The sequence below is a fragment of the Chitinophagales bacterium genome (genome assembly GCA_040877935.1).
Taxonomy (GTDB): Bacteria; Bacteroidota; Bacteroidia; order Chitinophagales; family CAIOSU01; genus JBBDNB01.
Genome location: JBBDNB010000043.1, coordinates 152,894 through 173,454, shown reverse-complemented (window position 1 = coordinate 173,454; position 20,561 = coordinate 152,894). Strand labels below are relative to the sequence as shown.

Sequence of the window (20,561 nt, the reverse complement as noted above, 5' to 3'; positions counted from 1 at the left end):
GAGTTATTAGATAACTCAAGACTTGCCAATGTTCCAGACTAAACGCTTAAAATTTTATTACCCTCCTGCTTTTTATTGCTGTTTTCTATTACTGTTTTTTATAGCTGAAAAGAGCTATGGACAAAAGCAAAAAATTGAGATTCTCAATGCTAAAAGATTAAACAGTGCAGAACGTAACGGGCAAACTGCCAGGAAGCTCACCGGGGATGTTAAGTTACGACAGGGTGACCTTACACTGAATTGCGACAGCGCTTATTTCTATACCAATATAAATGCAGTAGATGCTTTTGGCAATGTGCATATTCAACGTGGTGACAGCCTTGACATTTATTCTGATTCGCTGAAATACGATGGAGAAAGCAGGGAAGTGCGCTTTTTTGAAAATGTACATTTGCGCGAAAGCCGCCTGAACCTTGATACCCGCCTGCTCTACTACGATATAAAAAATGAAATTGCCAGGTATTATGAAGGTGGGCATGTCTATAATGATGACATTGATCTCAACAGTAAAAGAGGCTATTACTATACAAGCAGTAAAAAAGCATTTTTCAAAGACAGTGTTGTGCTTATTTCAGACGATTATACCATTTATTCCGACACGCTTGAATATCAATATGCCATTGAGCGCCTGGTTTTTCACGGGCCTTCAAATATTATAAGCGAGCAAAACCACATCTATTGCGAATCTGGCTGGTACGATACCCCCACCGGTAAATCCACCTTTGGTAAAAACACAGTACTCCGTTCCGAAGGACAATACCTGGAATCCGACAGCCTATACTATGAACAAGAAACAGATTATGGCATTTCATATGATCGATTTCTGTGGAAAGATGATTCTTTGGGAATTATCCTGAACGCCTATTATGCGGAATTTTATCGCAAAAAGGATGAAATACATGCTACAGACAGTATTCTACTGATCTATATTATGGATATGGACTCGCTTTTTCTCACTTCCGATTCATTAGAAACAGGCAGGGATTCAATCAGCGGAAAACAGGAAATGAATGCTTTTCACGATGTCGTGTTTTTCAAAAGCGATTTGCAGGGACGATGCGATTCTTTGTTTTTTTCCTTTGGCGACTCTACCATTCGCATGTTCTATGATCCGGTTTTATGGAGTAGTGTCAATCAACTCACTGGCGACACTATTGCAATTAGGCTAAAGAACAACAAAGTGGATGAGGTGGATCTTTTAAAAAATGGTTTTATCATTAGTGAAGCTGATGAAGAGCACGGTTTTTACAACCAGATAAAGGGCCGCAATATTTATGGCTATTTTAGAAATAATGAATTGCATAAGATGCTGGTAAAGGGCAATGGAGAAAGTGTCTATTATGGCAAAGACGAGCAGGAAGCCTATATCGGCATCAACAAAGCGCTGTGCAGCAATATGTGGATTTACTTAGAAAACCAAGAAGTATCGCGCATTAGTTTTTTGCAAAAACCGGATGCCGCTTTTACGCCCATACAGAAAATCCATCCCGATGATTTTTTGCTTAAAGATTTTATCTGGCGACCTGATGAAAGACCGGCTTCAAAAGAAGCTATTTATCAGGAGCGCTGAGTCCCTTTTCTTTTGAAGGATGGGGAACCGGAGGATCATCGGGTTTATCAATATTTTTATTGAAAACCCTTTCAACATAATTCCATTGTCCCTTTTTCCATTTATAACCCACATATGTTCCGTCAGGCACATAGGTAAACTGTAAGCCCTTGGATTTATCATCGGGCGCTATTACGTGATCGTGAATAATCATATCCTCGGGTGGATAGTAATTGAAGGAAACATTTGAGTTGACTTTGTATTCTACAATTATCCGGTTTTTGATTGTTGTTTCTTCAGCATCTTCTTCCATTATTTCAAAAACAGGTGCCCCAAAAACAGGTTTTTCATCTTCAAAATAAAGCACATCAGCTACTTTCTTTGTACTCATAGCATCATTCCCATCCCAACCCAGCAAAGTGTAGTAAGTATTTTTTCTGTGTCTAACTTCAAGTATTTTATAATACAGTGCTCCATACCAGGATTCATTGTTCAAAACAGTATCCATTGGATTTTGAATAGAATCGGAATAATCATAGAGCGGATAGAGTTGCAGCGCATTGTCTTCAGTATTCATTTGAATGGCGCCATAAAACCGAAAAGTTTTATTGTTTTTTTGCAATACCCAAGAGAAAATGCGAAAACTATTGTCCTCGGGTTTTAGAATAGAAATAGTTTGTAATTTTTCAAAAGGATAGTGAAATGACCCCGGTATTTTGAGGGCTTTTACCAATTTTGGAATAAATTCAAAACAGGCTTTAGCCCGGTCGTATTCTGTTTCTCCTTCAATGATTTGTTTTGCAATTACAGCAAGGCTGTCCTCCCGCACTTTCAATTGAGGATCATGCTGTATATCTCCTTCCTGTGCAAACAGACCTGTGAAAACGAGCATAAACAAAATGACAAATGCGAGTTGTTTCATTGTGAAAAATTAAGCCTGCCGGTAAAAATCAAACCAGGCAGGCTGTATAACTGTTTCAAGTTAATTGTATTGCGAAAACGTTCCAAAAATTAACAATGATTAATAGCTACTAACATCAAAGCTTCTCAATCACCATAGCAGAAGCTCCGCCCCCGCCATTGCATATGCCGGCACAACCAATTGTACCCCCTTCATTTTGCAATACAGATAACAATGCAATCAATATCCTTGCACCAGAAACACCTACCGGGTGGCCAAGCGAAACAGCACCACCATAAACATTGGTTTTGGCGTGTTCTATTCCCAGTTCCTTAATATTCGCCAGTGCAACTACTGAAAATGCTTCATTGATCTCAAAGAAATCAATTTTATCAATACTCAAACCGGCCTTGGCAATAGCCTTGGGCATTGCTTTGGAAGGAGTAGTGGTAAACCATTCAGGATCTTGTGATGCATCTGCATAGCTCAAAATTCTGGCCAATGGTTTCACGCCTAATTCTTCAGCTTTCTCCTTGCTCATCAATACCACTGCGGCAGCACCATCATTAATCTTGGAAGCATTGGCAGCCGTGATGGTTCCTTCTTTATCAAAGGCCGGTCGCAGGCTTTTTATTTTGTCAAATCGCACACGGTCCAGTTCTTCATCTTTTTCTACCATTACCGGATCACCTTTTCTTTGGGGTACAGGCACTGGGACAATCTCATTTTTAAACTTTCCACTTTCGTATGCTTTCGTAGCGCGATTGTAGGATTCAATGGCATAATCGTCCTGTTCTTCACGACTGAAATTGTATTTTTTGGCACAAACTTCTCCGGCATTGCCCATCATATAGCCTTTGTATGGGTCTTGCAATGCATCGCGGGAAATGGCATCGTAAATCTTATTATCGCCATAGCCATATCCAAAACGAGCCCTATCAAGCATAAATGGCGCTTTCGACATACACTCCATTCCACCCGCAACAATGATATCATTGTCGCCCAGCAAAATACTTTGTGTTGCCAGCATAATGGCTTTCATTCCTGATGCACAAACTTTGTTGACTGTGGTGGTTGGAGTTTCTTTTGCCAACCCTGCCTTTAATGCGGCTTGCTTGGCCGGAGCCTGTCCGAGATTTGCGCTGATCACATTACCGATAAATGCTTCCTGCACCGCTTCCGGTTTAATGCCTGCCCGGTTCACAGCTTCTTTTATAGCCAATGCACCAAGGTCAATGGCTGTCATAGTTGATAATTTTCCTCCAAAAGCACCTAAAGGTGTTCTGGCTACCGATACGATATAAACTTCTTTCATTACTATTCCTTTTTTGTTACAAAACGATCTAGTGCAAAGATAGTTTATCTTAAGGAATCAATGGAGCTGTTAATGAATAGTATGTAGCTAAAACTTATAATGAACAACAGGCAAAGCTGTTTCAACATCAAGATTTAAGGTGTCCCAAATTTTAAGTTCAAGTTGATGTGCAGCATTGAGTTCGCCATGATAGAGCAATACTTTTTCAGGCCCTTCTTTAAAATTCGACAGCCAGTTGAGCAGGTCATTTTGATCCCCATGAGCAGAAAGGCTGTGCATTTGTACAACTTCTGCTTTAATGGTATGCCATTCACCAAAAAATTTAACCTCCTGTGCCCCCGTTGCCAGTGAATGCCCCCTAGTTCCAACAGCCTGAAAACCGGCAAGTAAAATCGTGTTTTTTGAATCTCTGATATGCCTTTCCAAATAATGCAAAATACGACCACCTGTAATCATTCCACTTCCTGCCAGTACTATTTTTGGTGTATCATCAGCCACAAGTCTTTGCGATTCTTTATAATCACTCACCAGAATTACTTCTTTTCGCATTTGATCTACCTCATTTTTGCTGAGTATATGCCAATCAGGGAAATCAAAAAACACATGTGTGGCTTTCACAGCCATAGGACTGTCGAGGTATATTGGCATATTAGGCATATTTTTTTCGCGCATTAACTGAGCAAGCAAATACAAAATTTCCTGGGCACGCTCAACTGCGAAGGTTGGAATAAACAGATTTCCGCCCTTTTCATAGGTTTTATAAATAGCATCCCGAATCAGTTCCTTTGGATTTTCATCAAAATGAAGCCGGTCTCCATAGGTAGATTCCATCAAAACGATATTTCCCTTTTGCAGCACTTTTGGGGGTTCGAGCAACAATGGTTTTTCCTGCCCAACATCTCCTGTAATCACAATTGTTTTAGACCCTGCAAAGATTTCAACTATTGCTCCTCCTAATATATGGCCTGAATGATGAAATTGAAATTTAAAATCCTCATTTATAATTACCATTTCTGAATATTCATGCGCAACAAAAAGCGGGGCTACTTCCTCTGCATCTTCAATATCGTATAATGGCAAAGCTTTTGTGTGTTTCGAATAGCCTCTTTCATTGGCATCAGCAGCTTCTTCTTCCTGTATTTTAGCACTGTCGAGCAAAATAATTTGAGCCAGCTCTATAGTTGGTGGCGTGGCGTGAATAGGGCCTTTAAAACCTTGCTTTACCAATCGGGGCAAATAACCGGAATGATCAAGATGGGCATGAGTTAGAATTACTTCATCAATCTCAAAAGCATTAATTGGAAGATCTTGCCAATTTTTATCGCGCAAATGCTTTAAGCCCTGGAAAAGGCCACAATCGATTAATATTTTCTTTCCCCTGAAGCTGAGCAGGATTTTTGATCCGGTAACCGTACCTGCAGCCCCGTAAAATACAATGTCAATTTCTTTGTTGTCCATGCCCGAAAGATAGGAATAGAAGTTTAAACCCGCTGATTAAATTCAACGTTTCTCAATATGCATCCACATTCCGGTCCTGGGGCGAAGTGTTATTAAAGGATCCATTACAGGTTTAAAACCCTCTTTTAGCTTAAACCTAAAACGCTGTAACAATACTGCCGTGAGAATCTGCATTTCCATCAAAGCAAAATTATTTCCAATGCAAAGCCTGGGGCCACCTCCAAAAGGAAAATAAGCATATTTATGCCGGGCTGCTATTGCTTCTTTGTTAAACCTTTCGGGAATAAATTTATCCGGTTCATCCCACCAACGCGGGTCGCGATGCACTGCAAAAACTGGAAGCAAAACATTGGCATCATCCGGCAAATCGTAACCCATGATATTGTCTGTACCCAAAGATCTTCTACCAATTACCCAGGCTGGTGGATATAGGCGAAGCGCTTCGTCAACGACCATTTTTGTATAACTCAATTGAGGCAGGTCTGCAATACCTGGCTTTCTTCCTTCCAGCACACGATCAATCTCCAAATAGAGTTTGTCGCATTTATCCGGGTTTTGTGCCAGGCAATACAAAAGCCAGCTCATAGCTACTGCACTTGTTTCATGACCGGCAAGAAATATAGTCATACATTCATCTACCAATTGCTGATCGTTCATTTGCTCACCGGTTTCTTCATCTTTGGCTTCCATGAGCATTCCAAGCAAGTCGTCTTTTTGCTCTCCTGATTTTCTTCTGCTACTGATTATACCTCTTACCACTTCATTCAAGGCATCCACTGCTTTGTTTTCTTTAATATTTGCAGGAATAGGAATCCATCTTGGTGGGTGCAGTGGATTTCTTATGCGATTCATAGCAGATTCTAAAACTACATCCAGGCTGCCACTAACTTTAGATACATGAACATCTACATCTGAACTAAAAAGGGATTTTGACACCACTTTTAAAGTAACTTCCATCATTTGGGGAGCAATATTAACCGCTTTGCTGTCGATTTGCCTCTCTAAATCATCCGCTAGTTCGGTGGAAAAATCAAGCATTAGGTCAAAGAGATTTGCCAGCCGCTGCCGGTGAAAAGCCGGTTGAGCAAGCCGCCTTTGTTTGCGCCAAAAATCGCCTTCGCTGGTAAGCAGTCCATTGCCCAATAAAATTTTCAAAATTCGATAAGCAAAGCTTTTGTGGTAGTTTTTGTTGTTGTCCTGAAGTACATGCTTGATTGCATCCGGGTGATGCGCTACATATACTTTCCTAAGTGGATTGCTGACTTTATAGACACTCTCATACTTTCTGCTATTAGACAAAAGAAATTCATATGGATTTTTAAAAAAGTAATAAAGACTTCCGATTAAAGGTTGCTTGTCTGCTTCCGGTGCAGACAAAGATTGTTTTGTTAGTGCTTCCATATGACACTAAATATAGAAAATCCTGTGATGTTTAAGAATTATAAAAAATTGAATTATAATTCAATCTTCCTTCTCAACCACCTCATCATGTATAGCCCGATCAATTGCTGAACGCAATTGCAACAACTCTTCTAAATTGAAGTACTGGGTAGATTCCCACTTACCTTCTTTTTTGTAGAGCTTTTCGATTTTAAAATTCTTGTCAATATACTTTCCGTATTGACCCTCCTTTTCATTTTCCCAAACTGTTACCTTAGCTTTGCCTGCCTTATAGCTTGTTTTAGGTTTGTCCTGGGCAAAAGCAATAAGAGAAAATACAACAAAAGTCAGGACTAATGTGCTTGCTTTTTTCATGAGCTGATAATTTTGGTTTAATCAATAATATTATTGACAATGCGCTTATTATCAATAATATTATAAATATGAAAAAAATATTACAAACACCAAATGTTTTCACATGAAAAGGGCTGGGAATCTGTTGTTGTATTTTTATCTAAGCTAAAGTTGAATCTCACTATTTTTTTAGTAACTTTGCAAAAAATTTTTCGTTCGTTATGCCAAAGATGAAGACCAATGCCAGTGCCAAAAAAAGGTTTAAACTAACCGGTTCAGGTAAAGTAAAAAGAAAGCACGCATTCATGCGTCACATATTGACTAAAAAGTCTAAAGTTCAGAAAAAGCGTTTGTCACAAGCGGGTTTGGTCCACAGTGTGGATGAAAAACGCGTTAAAAGAATGTTGGTAAAAGCTTAATTCAAATCCATAAGAACAACTTAAAAAAAACAATAAAATGCCAAGATCAGTAAATGCAGTAGCATCGAGAAATAGGAGGAAAAAAATCCTGAAGCGCGCCAAAGGTTTTTGGGGACGCAGAAAAAATGTTTATACCGTTGCTAAAAATGCAGTGGAAAAAGCATGGCTCTACTCCTACACCGGGCGTAAACTCAAGAAAAGAAATTTCCGCAGATTGTGGATAGCGCGTATTAATGCTGCGGTTAGAGAAGAAGGACTTTCATACAGCAAATTCATTCACATGCTGAAAGATAAAAACGTAAATCTAAACAGAAAGGTACTAGCCGATCTCGCAGTTAACGATCCTGCTACTTTTAAAGAAGTGGTGAACAATGTGAAATAGCTATAAAACTTAGCTGCAAGAAATATAAAAACGCTGCTCTTTTAAGAGTGGCGTTTTTTTGTGTATGTAAACTGGTCAAAAATCCTTACTAATAAATTGTTATACAAATTGTTGTGTAAAGCAATAAAAATTGTATAAAATTGTAATGATGAAAATTAAACTCCTTCCAATTTTTTTAATCATCCTTTTGGCTTTTGTTAGTGGTGCAGCAATTGCAGCCTATCAAATCGCATTTTGGGATAAAAAAGCTGCCACTTTTATCAATGGCAACTGGATGGGAAATAAAAAAATCAATGCAGGTGATGATAAGCTACTTGCTGCAAGAATTGCCGTAGCTGCTTTATTTGCATTGGATCCTTCAGAAGCGGTTTATCTTGTTGCTGATACTGATGAAAATGGCGATCCGCTCAGCAGTGCCCACAATTATCAAATCACGGGAGATGCAACTAATCTTGATGCCCGTTACTGGAGCATTGTACTTTATGGTTCTGATTATTTTCTTGTCCCCAATGAAGCGGATGTTTTTTCTTACAATAAATACACTACTAAACTTGAAGCAGACAGTAGTTTTACGATAAATATTTCAAGCGATAAAGCAGAAGGAAACTGGTTGCCTTCCGGAAAAGAAGAACAGTTTTATCTTGCTTTGCGACTTTATCACGCTTCTCCAAAACTGATCAAAAATATTGAGCAGGTAGAATTACCGGTGATAAAAAAGATTAAATGAAGAACTATATTCTTTACATACTACTTTTTCTTTTGGTATCAATAGGAGCATATAAACTCACTATCCATGCCACTCCCTATGCAGTTTTGTTTGTCGTGAAATTAATAGGAAATGGAGTCCTGAATGAACCTGTATATACTGAGGCAATTACAGACAAGGAAAGAAGAGTTGTGATGCCCAATCCTGATTTTATATATGTGGCAATGGGTTACAATCTCTACAATGGTCCGGTACGAATCAGCGGAAAAATGCCCGAGGACAGCTATGCATCCGTTGCCCTTTACAATTCAAATACACAAAATTATTTTGTTCTCAATGACAGAGAAACACCGAATAAATCTTTCACCCTGCTATTGTCCCGAGAAGAAAACACCAATCCTAATAAGGATGAAAGTTCACAGCTCATTTCCTCACCTTCAGGCTTAGGAGTGGTTTTAATGCGTATTCTTGTAAAAGACAAAGACAATCTTTCTTATTTTAGGGAAATACAACAAAGCTTTAAGGCTGAGGTAGTAGAAGAGTAGCAACCAGTTATTCATAAACACTGATTATCAACTTTCTGCTTCCGCCAGAATTTCTGAACTCGCACAAATAGATTCCCTGCCAGGTTCCCAATGCCAATTTTCCTTTTTCAATAGGAACTGAAACTGAGAAACCCAACAAGGCACTTTTAATATGTGCCGGCATATCATCCGGTCCCTCGGCAGTGTGGGTATAATAGGGTTGGTTCTCGGGAACCAATTTGTCAAATACCGTATCAAAATCATCACGCACAGAAGGGTCTGCATTTTCATTAATGCTCAATGAAGCAGAAGTATGCTGAATAAAAACATTGAGTATTCCGTTTTCAGGAAGTTTGGGCAGAGCACTCAAAATTTCATCAGTAATCAAATGAAATCCCCTGCTTTTGGGAGATAATAAGACCTTATAATGACAAACCATAGTGTTTTAGACTCTTTATATAGTGTATTTATGACTAAATTCGCAGCGCAAAATAATCGCTTTGGAAGAGAGTAACAAAAAAAGAGTTCGATTTGAAGATATAAAGAAAGCTTCAGGTATTTTCAAATATGTATTGCCCTATAAATTTTCTTTTATAATTGGGAGTATATTTTTGGTTTTTTCGAGCCTCACGGGCCTGATTTTCCCTTATATTACAGGGAAGCTTGTAGATGCTGCAACAGGTGAATTTCAATATTTTGAAAATATCAACCTTATTGCTTTGGGGCTTGTGGGTGTTTTGCTTTTGCAGGCTATCTTTTCATATATGCGCGTTATTCTCTTTGCTAATGTTAGCGAGAAAGCAATGGGCGATATCAGAAATGATCTTTTCAAAAAAATCATCGGCCTGCCTTTTCCTTTTTTCGAGGAAAGAAGAATTGGAGAACTTGTGAGCAGGATAACTGCCGATGTCACACAAATACAAGACACCTTATCGGTAACTCTTGCAGAGTTTTTTCGGCAAATCGCAACCCTTGTTATTGGAATAGCCATAATTTTTATTACCTCTACCAAGCTTACACTCTTGATGTTGGCTACTTACCCACCCATTGTTATTGTAGCCTTTATATTTGGCAAATACATTCGCAAGCTTTCCAAACAAACCCAGGATGCACTGGCTGATGCCAATACAGTAGCTGAAGAATCCTTTCAGTCTATACAAACTGTAAAATCATTTGCAAATGAAGTTTATGAAAGCTTGAGGTTTTCAGGAGAAATAAAACAAGTTGTAGGATTTGCATTAAAAGCAGCAAAATACCGGGCAGCCTTTATTTCCTTTATAATTTTTGGGCTTTTTGGAGGTATTGTACTCGTACTTTGGTATGGAGCCGGGCTGGTTGAAAAAGGGGAAATGACAATTGGCGATCTGACCGCATTTATTATCTACACTACATTTATTGGTGCCTCTGTTGGTGGCATGGGGGATGTATATGCCAAAATTCAAAAGACCATTGGTTCTTCAGAACGGATTAAAGAAATCCTTGAAGAAGAATCTGAAATTGAAGTAAACAGCGATAGAAAAATAGCTAAAGTAGGTTTGAAAGGAAAAATTGAATTAAAATCGCTTTCCTTCTTTTACCCGAGCAGAAAAGACATTACAGTAATAAAGGACATTGATCTAAGAATAGACCCCGGTAAAAAACTTGCCTTGGTCGGTCCAAGTGGAGCAGGTAAATCAACCATTATTCAATTGATTTTAGGTTACTATAAAGATTACATAGGGGAAATACTGTTTGACGGCAGAGACTTAAAAAGCTTTCAAGTTGACGCTTTAAGAAAAGAAATTGCACTTGTTCCGCAGGAAATCATTCTGTTTGGGGGAAGTATAAAAGAAAATATTGCCTACGGAAACCCAGATGCTACAGAAGCAGAGATAATGGAGGCTGCTGAAAAAGCCAATGCACTGGAGTTTATCGAATCCTTTCCCGAAGGCCTTGAAACCCTTGTAGGCGAAAGAGGTGTAAAACTCAGTGGGGGCCAAAAACAACGCATTGCTATTGCAAGAGCCATACTCAAAGATCCCGTAATATTAATTCTTGATGAAGCTACAAGCTCATTGGATGCAGAATCGGAATCCCTGGTTCAAAGTGCACTCAATCGGTTGATGGAAAATCGAACCAGTATTATAATTGCACATCGCCTTTCAACCATCCGCAATGCTGATCAAATAGCAGTGATTGAAAACGGAAACATAGTGCAACAAGGCAATCACGATATGCTCTTAAAAGACAAGAATGGATTGTATGCCAATCTTACCCAGCTTCAGATCAGCCAATAATACCACTGATAAACTCAGCATTTCTACTTGCTAAAGAAAACCCAAGTCTCCAATTGTTCTGCTATCTGGCAGAGTATATTCATCGCTTTCAACACCTGGATAAAAGTGTAACCTATTACATTGTTTTTCGTACAAGTTGGATGAGACAAACTAAAAACTCATTTAGACATTAAACCAATTATTATGAAAACGCTCATTAAAAAGCAAAATTTATGGTTAGGCCTGCTCTTTGCAGGATTTACCTTTCTCGTACCGAATTCCATGGTTTATGGAGCAACAGTAAGTTCTATTACTAGCGGAAACTGGAATGATGATGCAACTTGGGATGGCAATGCTCCTGGAGCAGGAGATACAGCAAATATTATGGCCGGACATACTGTTAATGTAACTGCAAATGCTACTATTTCACAAGTAACCGTCAATGCCAATGATACTGATCCTTCAACCTTGGAAGTAAAATCAGGCGTAAAACTTACAGTAACTGATAGAATTTTTATAGAGGCCACAGATTTTAATGCTTCCAGAATATTGGTTTTTGGAGAATTAGAAGCACAAGGAGTTATTGCATTTAATGGCGTATTTGCTTCCGGTCTTGCTAGAATAGAGATTAGAGATGCTTCAAGTTATATAAAAATCGCAGGTGAAATTGATGGTAATGGAAGTAAGGGTGAAATTTTTTCTGATGGAACAATTGGAACAATTGAATTTAGCAGTTCCTCTGCACAAGATATCCCAAGTTTATATCACGATTATTATGATCTTATACTCAGTGGTATTTCAACAAAATCATTAAGCGATAACATTGTCATAAACAACAATTTATCAATCAATAGCTCTACTGCGTTTGACGCGAGCGCCAGCAATTACAACATTTCCATTGGCGGCAACTGGGTCAATAACGGTGGTACTTTTAATGCGAGAAATGGAATGGTGACATTTAATGGAACAACTGCTCAAGCAGTCACTTCCAATAATGAAGATTTCTACAACGTTACTTTCAACAATACTGCTTCAGGAATTACCTTGAATGACAATATGAATGTTATTAACAACTGCACCATGACTGATGGAGTGGTTCATACCGGTTCAAATACACTTACTCTGGAATCAACTTCTGCTGCAAGTATGAGTGGCTTCTCAGATACCTCTTTTGTAAATGGAAATTTAAGAAGATACATAGCTTCGAATACAGATGCTTACGCATTTCCGGTTGGAAATGGTGGTAGTACTACCAATTATTTTAGGGCAGATATTGTCAACAACAACATGGAGAGTGTATCCTATATAGACGCAAGCTTTGGTTCATTAGTCAATCATAATGATGCTGATATGAATGTAGAAGATTCCTGGATATATTACGATGCAGTACATACTTCAGGCATGTGGACCATAGAGCCAAGCAGCCAGCCCTCAGCAGGCGAATATGATGTGCGTTTGTACATTGCCAATATTTCCGGCCTATCTGATAATTCTTTTGCGCCAATTAAAAGACCAAATGGCAGTACAGGAACAGCATGGACTGCCGATGGAAGATTAAGTGGAGATGGTGGTGAAGGCCGTATGGCTTCTGAAGATTATACTGTTCGTTTTGAACTAAGCAGCTTTTCAGAAATTGGTGTTGGAACAGGTGAGCCAACGGGACTTGGTTTGCCCATAGAGCTTTTAGAGTTTGCGGGTAAAAAATCAGGGAGTTCTGTGGCGCTGCAATGGGTTACAGCCACTGAGATCAACAATGATTACTACAGCCTGGAACGGAGCCTCGATGGCATTAATTTCACTAGCATAGCAACAATCAATGGTGCAGGGAACAGTTTGGAACAATTAAACTATCAGCATTTCGATAGCGATCCTGCTGATGGCATTAATTATTACAGGCTGAAGCAAACAGATTTTGACGGTACTTATACTTATTCAAGTGTGATTTCTGTTGAATTTTCAAACCCTGAAAACAATATCCTTACAGCAAATATTTACCCGAACCCCGTAAACTCTGGAACTGCTGTTAAAATTAACTTCAGCAACCCCATTACTGGAAATCCAAATGTTCAAATTTACAGTGCAGGTAGTGGAAAAATGGTTTTCAACCAGCAAATCAACAATGAGAACGCAAAAGTTGATGTGCCTGCAAATCTGAGCAGCGGTTTGTATTTCGTAAGAATCAGTACAGATAATTGGGAGCACAACCAGAAATTAGTAGTGCAGTAAACAACCTCGGGGCAAGCCCACGAGGCATTGAAAAAATACTTTTGATTACGAGGCAAGCCTCGGTGCACCCGCCTGCATAGTCGGGCAGGTTTAAATCTCGATTATCGAGTAAAATCAACTCTCAAGAAAAGCTTTCAGGATTTTTAAAAACTCCTTAGGAGATTCAGCATGTACCCAATGTCCGGCATTGGGTACTGTTTTTATTACAGCTTTTGGAAATTGCTTTTTAATCAAAGCTTCATCTGCTTTTTGAATATAGGGTGAATGCTCTCCTTTTAAAAACAATACATTTCCTTCAAAAACACCATTTGGAAGTACTTCACTGATTCTATCATAATTTTCCCAAAGTGCATCAAGATTCATTTTCCAGGTGAAATTATCCGAACTCCCAAGCCTGTCGAGGTTTTTTATTAAAAACAGCCTGATGGCTTTTTGTGGTATGTATTTGGCCAGTACTTCCTCCGCCTCATTTCTTGATTCAATTTCATCAATAGGCACGGCCATTAAAGCTTTGAAAATATCATCGTGACCACGGCCATAGGCTTTGTTTGCAATATCTACTACAATAAGTTTATTCACTCTGTCGGGATTTTTAATGGCAAACAACATCGCTGTTTTACCGCCCATAGAATGTCCCAGGATATTTGCCTTTTCAATTTCTTCACTGTCCATCAATTCAAGTAAATCCTGTTGCATCGACTCAAAAGTATGTTCCTCTGAATGCGGTGATTTTCCGTGGTTTCGCTGATCCACAATATACACCTTGTAGTCATCACTCAGTTTTCGCGCTATACTTTGCCAATTGTCTAATGAGCCAAGAAGACCATGCAGAATAATAAGTGGTTCGCCTTTTCCAAAAGATTTATAGTTGAGCCGCATAATGGTTTTATGAATTTTTTATCTACAAAAAATACTATTTACCGTTTTCTAAATCATCATAAATATCTCTAAAACCACCACGCTTTACATTTCCTAAATAGTAGTTAATCAACACTTTATAGTATCTCAGCAATAATTGATGCCTCTTAAAAAAGATTCTATATTTCTTTAAAAAACTCACTAATACATCTTTTTTCGTTTCATTAAATAAGGCAAAAGCACTTGCCTAAACCCTTTATTGATATCTGCTTCTACAAATTCAATACGGTATTGTGCACATTTTAATTTCAGTGCCTCCTCAAATGCTTTGATCTGTTCTTTGTAATGGCTACGTACTTCATTGGCCTGCAACTTCAGTTTTTCACCACTTTCAATATCCACAAACTCGTAAGGCCGGTTTTCAAATTCAAAATCCAACTCATGGCGCTTATCAACTACATGAAAAAGGATGACCTCGTGTTTATTGTATTTCAAATGCTGCAGAGCCGAGAAAAGCGCATCATTGTCAGCATTGCTGTCAAACATATCGCTAAAGATTACCACCAAAGAACGCTGATGGATACTGTCTGCTATTTGATGCAAAGCATCTGCTGCTGAGGTACTTCCTTTTTCCTCTTCGAGATTGAGGTATTGCTCGAGATAAGATGTAAGCAAGCTTTGATGTACCTGTGTTGACTTAGCTTTTGTATGCACTTCTACTTTATCCCTGAACACGGAAAGCCCAACTGCATCGCGCTGCTTTTTCATAAGGCGAAACATTGCAGCAGCACATACTATAGAAAAATTAATCTTGTTTTTCTGCTGATCCCTGGGAAAATACATGGAAGGAGACGCATCGAGTACAATCTGACAGCGCAGGTTGGTTTCTTCTTCATAGCGCTTAACATATAACCTGTTGGTACGGGCATATACTTTCCAGTCGATATTGCGGACAGACTCACCCTTGTTGTAGAGCCTGTGTTCAGCAAATTCTACAGAAAACCCGTGATAAGGACTTTTATGTAAGCCGATAATAAAGCCTTCGACTACCTGCTTTGCAAGGAATTCAAGCTTATCTATCTCGTGAATGTCATCTAAAGATTCTAAATGCTTTGCCAATTCTAAACACTTTTTATTTTTCCTAAAAATAAGAAAGGGAAGCTAAACACCTCCCTTTCTAAAACATTTAATACCCACAATTCTTATAAATGGGCATCGATTTTTTCTGCAAGTACATTTTTAGGAACTGCTCCAACTTGTTTGTCTACTACTTCTCCATTTTTAATAAACAAAATAGTAGGGATATTTCTTATGCCAAATTTGCTGGCCACACCAGGATTTTCATCGACATTCACTTTGCCAATTTGCGCTCTTCCTTCATATTCACCAGCCAGTTCTTCCACAACAGGAGCAATTGCACGACATGGGCCGCACCATTCTGCCCAAAAATCTACCATTGTTACTTTATCAGATTTTAGTACTTCATTTTCAAAGTTTGCATCTGTGATTTCTAATGCCATTTCAGTTGATTTTTATGATTCAATAATTTACTGCAAATGTAACAATTAATACCCGAATTAGTTTTTGATAATTTGCTTTTACAAAACCTATTCATAGCCTGTAATTTTCAATATAAGAAATCCATCAAAGCTTACTTGCCAAGTTTATTCATATAAAAATCAACTCTAACTAAATTTTATTAAAGCCTCATCAATGCACCTTCACATTTAAAAACTCATGTTCTTGAAATGATTCAATCAACTCGGAACAAACTTCTACCCTGTATTTTTTCGACCCTAAATTCACGCCTATTTGTTCTTCTATATCTACCAACTGAATGGTCAGTTCGTCTTTTCCTGTATATTCATTTACCAGGGTTTCTAATTCATCAATAAATATAGGTTTTATTTTATCTAACGGGATTGATACTGTCAAATTAAAATTTTTCTTCTCTCTTACATTGGAGAGCAAATCTATTTGTTGAATATTAAAAACCAACTCCTCTTTATTATCACCCCATCCCCTTTCCTGAACTGTGCCTTCTATAAATAAATACCAGTCTTTCACCATGAATTCTTTGAAATTCATATAATCCTTTGAAAAAAGTCTGAATTCCATTGTACCTGAATAATCTTCGATGCTAAAAGTACCATAGGGTTTCCCTTTTTTGCTAACGAGATGCGCTGCATTGGTTACAATTCCACCAATTTTAATTTTGCGCTTATAAAACTCCTGCAAACCTGCACTCTTCAAATCAGCAATACGTGTATTGACCAGATAATCCATTTCTGTTTTAAAATTGTCCAGTGGATGTCCGCTCAAATAAATACCAATATATTCTTGTTCAAATCGCAATTTTTCCATTAAATCCCAGGGATTGGATTCCGGTACTTTTGGCTCTTGAATATCTTCCATCACAGTATCACCAAATAGCGAATTTTGCATAGTGACTTTGTTGTTCTTATACATTTGCCCATATTTCACTGCTTTTTCAATAACAGTGATATCCTCATCCTGAATTTTAGAAAAATATCTGGCCCTGTGAAATCCTTCAAAAGAATCCAGTGCACCGGCATAGGCCAGGCTCTCCAGACATCGTTTATTGATCTGTCTTAAATCCACGCGGGTAGTGAGGTCAAAAACACTTTTAAAAGGACCATTCATTTTACGCTCACTCACAATTGCTTCAACAGGGCCCGAACCAACTCCTTTAATACCTGAAAGGGCAAAGCGTATTTGTCCTTCTTTATTCGGCATGAATTTAAAAGCACTTTCATTCACATCGGGTCCCAAAACAGGGAGTTGCATCCGTTTGCATTCTTCCATGAAAAAGGTCACCTTTTTGATATCACTCATATTGTTGGTGAGTACTGCCGACATGTATTCTGCCGGATAATTGGCTTTCAAATAAGCTGTTTGATATGCAACCCATGCATAGCATGTTGAATGTGACTTATTAAAGGCATAACTCGCAAAGGCTTCCCAATCTTTCCATATCTTTTCAAGCACATCTCTCGAATGCCCTCTTTCTTCTCCCTGGTCAAGGAATTTAGGTTTGAGTTCTTCCAGCAAACTGAATATTTTTTTACCCATAGCTTTACGCAAAACATCTGCTTCGCCTTTTGTGAATCCGGCCAGTTTTTGGGAAAGCAACATCACCTGCTCCTGATATACTGTAATACCATAAGTTTCTTTCAGGTATTCTTCCATATCATCCAAATCGTACTTTATCTCCTCTACTCCGTGCTTTCGTTTGATAAAACTGGGGATATATTCCATCGGTCCGGGACGATACAATGCATTCATGGCAATTAAATCTGCAAATTCAGTAGGTTTTAATTCCCTTAAATGCTTCCTCATCCCAATCGACTCGTACTGGAATATTCCTACTGTATCCCCTCTCTGAAAAAGTTTATAGGTTTCTTCATCTTCAAGGGATATATTGTCCATATCCAATTCTATACCCTGTCGCTCTTTTACAAGTTGAACAGTGTGCTTGATCAAAGTCAATGTCTTTAATCCAAGAAAGTCCATTTTCAACATTCCTGCTGATTCTACTACAGCATTGTCAAACTGTGTACAAAACATCCCGGTATCTTTTGCGCGGGCAATGGGCACATAATTGGTAATATCATCCGGGGTGATAATTACTCCACAAGCATGAATTCCGGTATTCCTCACTGAACCCTCAATAACTCTTGCCTGATTGATCGTTCTTGCAAATTCATCATTGCCTTCAGCGATGCTGATGAGTTGCTTAGCGTTATTTATATCTTCAGGAGTTTTTAGTTTGTCCAACATTTCCTTTGGTGACCATGAAAATATTTTACTGAGTTTTGACATATCCGGTACCAACTTTGCAAGTCGGTCGGCCTCGCTGAGCGGAATATCAAGCACTCTTGCAGTATCGCGAATTGCAGATTTGGCAGCCATAGTACCATAAGTCATAATCTGCGCAACCTGGTTTTCCCCGTATTTATCAATCACATAATCAATAACTTTCTGCCGCCCTTCATCATCAAAATCAATATCAATATCCGGCAATGAAACTCTGTCCGGATTTAAAAAACGCTCAAAAAGCAGGTCGTACTCAATCGGGTCGATATTGGTAATGCCAATGCAGTACGCCACTGCCGAACCGGCTGCTGAGCCCCTGCCCGGCCCTACCGAAACACCTAATTCCCTGGCTTTGCTGATAAAATCTGCTACAATTAAAAAATAACCAGGATAGCCTGTTTTCTTAATGGTTTCCAATTCAAAATCGAGGCGCTCCCTGATTTCATCTGTAATTTCAGAATAGCGTTTTGCTGCACCTTCGTAGGTCAGGTGGCGCAAATAACTGTTTTCTCCAATTTTAGCATCGGGATCTTTTGTGTCTTTTGGATCTTTAAATTGATCTGGAATTTCAAAATTCGGAAGCAGCACTTTTCTTTTCAGTTCATAGGCTTCTATTTTCCCATCAATCTCAGCAGTAGTTGTTATGGCTTCGGGCAAATCGGCAAAGCGTTCGATCATCTCCACTTTCGATTTGATATAAAATTCATCATTTGGAAAGCCAAAGCGGAATTCGCGCCCCCGCTTGCCAATGTATTTTTTCGGAGTACTTACATTTTCTGCATCTTTCACACAAAGCAGGATATCATGCGCAGAGGCATCTTCTCTATTCGTATAGTAGGTATTGTTGGCTGCAAAATATTTGACATTGTGTTTCTTGCAAAATTTCAAGAGCGTTTGATTCACTACATCTTCCTCTTCCAGGCCATGCCGGTTGAGTTCTGCATAAAAATCAGCCCCAAAATTTTCTTTCCACCAAAGAAAAGCCTCCTCGGCCTGGGGCTCTCCCACATTTAAAATCAAATGCGGAATCTCGCCCCACATTCCTCCTGTAGTGGCAATTAGATCATCTTTGTATTCCAGTAATAACTCCCTGTCAATTCTGGGCAAATAATAAAAGCCCTCGGTATAGGCGTAAGAGGATAATTTTGCCAAATTGTGGTAGCCATTTTTGTTTTTAGCAATAAGAACAGTTTGATAGCCATCGTCTTTATTGCTTTTATCATTCCGGTCTTTACAAAGATTGAGCTCACATCCGATAATGGCTTTTATGTCGTGATTTGCCGCTTCAGTGACAAACTGAAAAGCCCCCATCATATTTCCGTGATCGCACATAGTTATAGCTGGCATTTCCAATTCTTTGGCCCGCGCTACAAGGGATTTTATATTGGTGGTTGCCTGTAAAACTGAAAACTGTGAATGGCAATGCAGATGCACAAATGGAACATCTTCAAGGGAAGATTTTGCGGCTTCTGTTTCAGATTTTGAAGGGCCACTTTTCTTTTCATGTTCATATTGACTTGCCTTTTCAAAATTATCCGCATCGAGATCAGGAGCTTCATAGGCAATTAAAGCCACATCTTCGACTTCATCGGTTTTAATAATTCTGCGCTTGAGCAGCTCAAAAAAGCAGCGTGTAGTAGCATCTACATCATAGGCGGCATCGTGGGCAGCTTCAAATTTATGCCCAAAGAGCTTTTCGTGCAATTCTTCTAATTTGGGAAATTTGAATTGCTTGCCCCTTCCTCCCGGCAAGGCACAATAGGCTGTACTTAACCGCTGTGTGTCTAAGGAAGGGATATCCAATAAGTTGCTTTCCTTTTGCTGGCGAAAATATTCACAGCCGACCACATTTACATCAAATTGCACATTGTGCCCAACAAGGTACTGCGAGAGGCCTACATCTTTTCCAAATTCTTCAAGCACAAAACTTAAGTCATGGCCTTCCGCTTCAGCACGTTCAGTAGTGATGCCATGGATATTTGCTGCATTAAAAGGAATATTAAAACCATCGGGTTTGACAATGTAGCTTTTCTGATTGAGCAACTTACCGTTTACATCATGCAATTGCCATGCGAGCTGCACCATTCGCGGCCAGGAATCGGTATCGCTTACAGGTGCTTTAAAATCGAGCGCAAGGCCGGTGGTTTCAGTGTCAAAAATGAGAAACATAGAATACTGCTTTAAATGAATGATCAAAATTGACAGGTATGCTTATAGAAAGCGGTAATAAATCCGGTCAATTAATGGAAGAACAGTAAATATAAGTCAGCAAAAACTTGATCTGAAAAAAGCGAAAAGAAACTTACTGACAATTAATGCACTTTTCTTTGGTTTTGCATTTAAAGTAAAAAACCAAAGCAAAAATTACAAGGTTCATTCAGAGCGAAGTGCCCGCCT

General features: G+C 38.8%; 17 protein-coding genes. 7 read left to right on the top strand and 10 right to left on the bottom strand.

All coding sequences use genetic code 11. The features are described 5' to 3' along the window. Positions 1-28 precede the first annotated feature (28 nt). Positions 29-1,570, top strand: coding sequence for an OstA-like protein (locus WD048_11710; GenBank protein MEX0812873.1), 1,542 nt, complete (start codon positions 29-31; stop codon positions 1,568-1,570). On the opposite strand, the gene WD048_11705 is transcribed toward WD048_11710, so the two are convergent. From WD048_11705 to WD048_11685, 5 genes are all read right to left on the bottom strand, one after another. Then, entirely contained in the window at positions 1,551-2,471 is a 921-nt protein-coding gene (locus WD048_11705) for a hypothetical protein (GenBank protein MEX0812872.1), read from the bottom strand. The two genes, WD048_11710 and WD048_11705, sit on opposite strands and share 20 nt — an antisense overlap. 115 nt (positions 2,472-2,586) lie before the next feature. Then, a complete protein-coding gene (locus WD048_11700; protein ID MEX0812871.1) occupies positions 2,587-3,765 on the bottom strand; it encodes an acetyl-CoA C-acyltransferase in 1,179 nt (392 codons plus the stop codon). An 87-nt stretch (positions 3,766-3,852) separates the two neighbouring features. Next, positions 3,853-5,223 carry an MBL fold metallo-hydrolase gene (locus tag WD048_11695; protein MEX0812870.1) on the bottom strand — a complete coding sequence of 457 codons (1,371 nt, stop codon included), beginning with the start codon at positions 5,221-5,223 and terminating at the stop codon, positions 3,853-3,855. A gap of 42 nt (positions 5,224-5,265) precedes the next feature. After that, positions 5,266-6,624, bottom strand: a complete 1,359-nt coding sequence (locus WD048_11690) for a cytochrome P450 (GenBank protein ID MEX0812869.1) — start codon at positions 6,622-6,624, stop codon at positions 5,266-5,268. 60 nt (positions 6,625-6,684) lie between these two features. Then, entirely contained in the window at positions 6,685-6,978 is a 294-nt protein-coding gene (locus tag WD048_11685; GenBank protein ID MEX0812868.1) for a hypothetical protein, read from the bottom strand. Positions 6,979-7,178: 200 nt separating this feature from the next. Between WD048_11685 and rpmI the strand changes: the two genes are divergently transcribed. The 4 genes from rpmI to WD048_11665 all read left to right on the top strand — a co-directional run bounded on the left by rpmI (position 7,179) and on the right by WD048_11665 (position 9,009). Beyond that, entirely contained in the window at positions 7,179-7,376 is a 198-nt protein-coding gene (gene rpmI / locus WD048_11680; protein ID MEX0812867.1) for a 50S ribosomal protein L35, read from the top strand. A 37-nt stretch (positions 7,377-7,413) separates the two neighbouring features. Beyond that, positions 7,414-7,758 (top strand): 50S ribosomal protein L20, encoded by a 345-nt coding sequence (rplT, locus tag WD048_11675; GenBank protein ID MEX0812866.1) that lies wholly within the window; start codon positions 7,414-7,416, stop codon positions 7,756-7,758. 148 nt (positions 7,759-7,906) lie between these two features. Next, positions 7,907-8,485 carry a DUF1214 domain-containing protein gene (locus WD048_11670; GenBank protein MEX0812865.1) on the top strand — a complete coding sequence of 193 codons (579 nt, stop codon included), beginning with the start codon at positions 7,907-7,909 and terminating at the stop codon, positions 8,483-8,485. Beyond that, a complete protein-coding gene (locus tag WD048_11665) occupies positions 8,482-9,009 on the top strand; it encodes a DUF1254 domain-containing protein (GenBank protein MEX0812864.1) in 528 nt (175 codons plus the stop codon). Before WD048_11670 ends, WD048_11665 begins: the two co-directional genes overlap by 4 nt. A 7-nt stretch (positions 9,010-9,016) precedes the next feature. Here WD048_11665 and WD048_11660 read toward each other — a convergent pair whose 3' ends face one another. Further along, positions 9,017-9,427 (bottom strand): secondary thiamine-phosphate synthase enzyme YjbQ, encoded by a 411-nt coding sequence (locus WD048_11660; GenBank protein MEX0812863.1) that lies wholly within the window; start codon positions 9,425-9,427, stop codon positions 9,017-9,019. Between the two features lie 61 nt (positions 9,428-9,488). On the opposite strand from WD048_11660, the gene WD048_11655 reads away from it, so the two are divergent. Both WD048_11655 and WD048_11650 read left to right on the top strand, forming a co-directional pair. Continuing rightward, a complete protein-coding gene (locus WD048_11655) occupies positions 9,489-11,264 on the top strand; it encodes an ABC transporter transmembrane domain-containing protein (GenBank protein ID MEX0812862.1) in 1,776 nt (591 codons plus the stop codon). A 183-nt stretch (positions 11,265-11,447) separates the two neighbouring features. Next, a complete protein-coding gene (locus WD048_11650) occupies positions 11,448-13,469 on the top strand; it encodes a T9SS type A sorting domain-containing protein (GenBank protein MEX0812861.1) in 2,022 nt (673 codons plus the stop codon). A 114-nt stretch (positions 13,470-13,583) separates the two neighbouring features. On the opposite strand, the gene WD048_11645 is transcribed toward WD048_11650, so the two are convergent. The 4 genes from WD048_11645 to dnaE all read right to left on the bottom strand — a co-directional run bounded on the left by WD048_11645 (position 13,584) and on the right by dnaE (position 20,333). Beyond that, positions 13,584-14,348, bottom strand: a complete 765-nt coding sequence (locus WD048_11645) for an alpha/beta fold hydrolase (GenBank protein ID MEX0812860.1) — start codon at positions 14,346-14,348, stop codon at positions 13,584-13,586. Between the two features lie 180 nt (positions 14,349-14,528). Further along, on the bottom strand, positions 14,529-15,446 hold the full coding sequence (locus WD048_11640) for a DUF58 domain-containing protein (GenBank protein MEX0812859.1): 918 nt from the start codon (positions 15,444-15,446) through the stop codon (positions 14,529-14,531). An 83-nt stretch (positions 15,447-15,529) separates the two neighbouring features. Beyond that, positions 15,530-15,847 carry a thioredoxin gene (trxA, locus tag WD048_11635; protein ID MEX0812858.1) on the bottom strand — a complete coding sequence of 106 codons (318 nt, stop codon included), beginning with the start codon at positions 15,845-15,847 and terminating at the stop codon, positions 15,530-15,532. 190 nt (positions 15,848-16,037) lie between these two features. Then, positions 16,038-20,333 carry a DNA polymerase III subunit alpha gene (dnaE, locus tag WD048_11630; protein MEX0812857.1) on the bottom strand — a complete coding sequence of 1,432 codons (4,296 nt, stop codon included), beginning with the start codon at positions 20,331-20,333 and terminating at the stop codon, positions 16,038-16,040. Positions 20,334-20,561 lie beyond the last annotated feature (228 nt).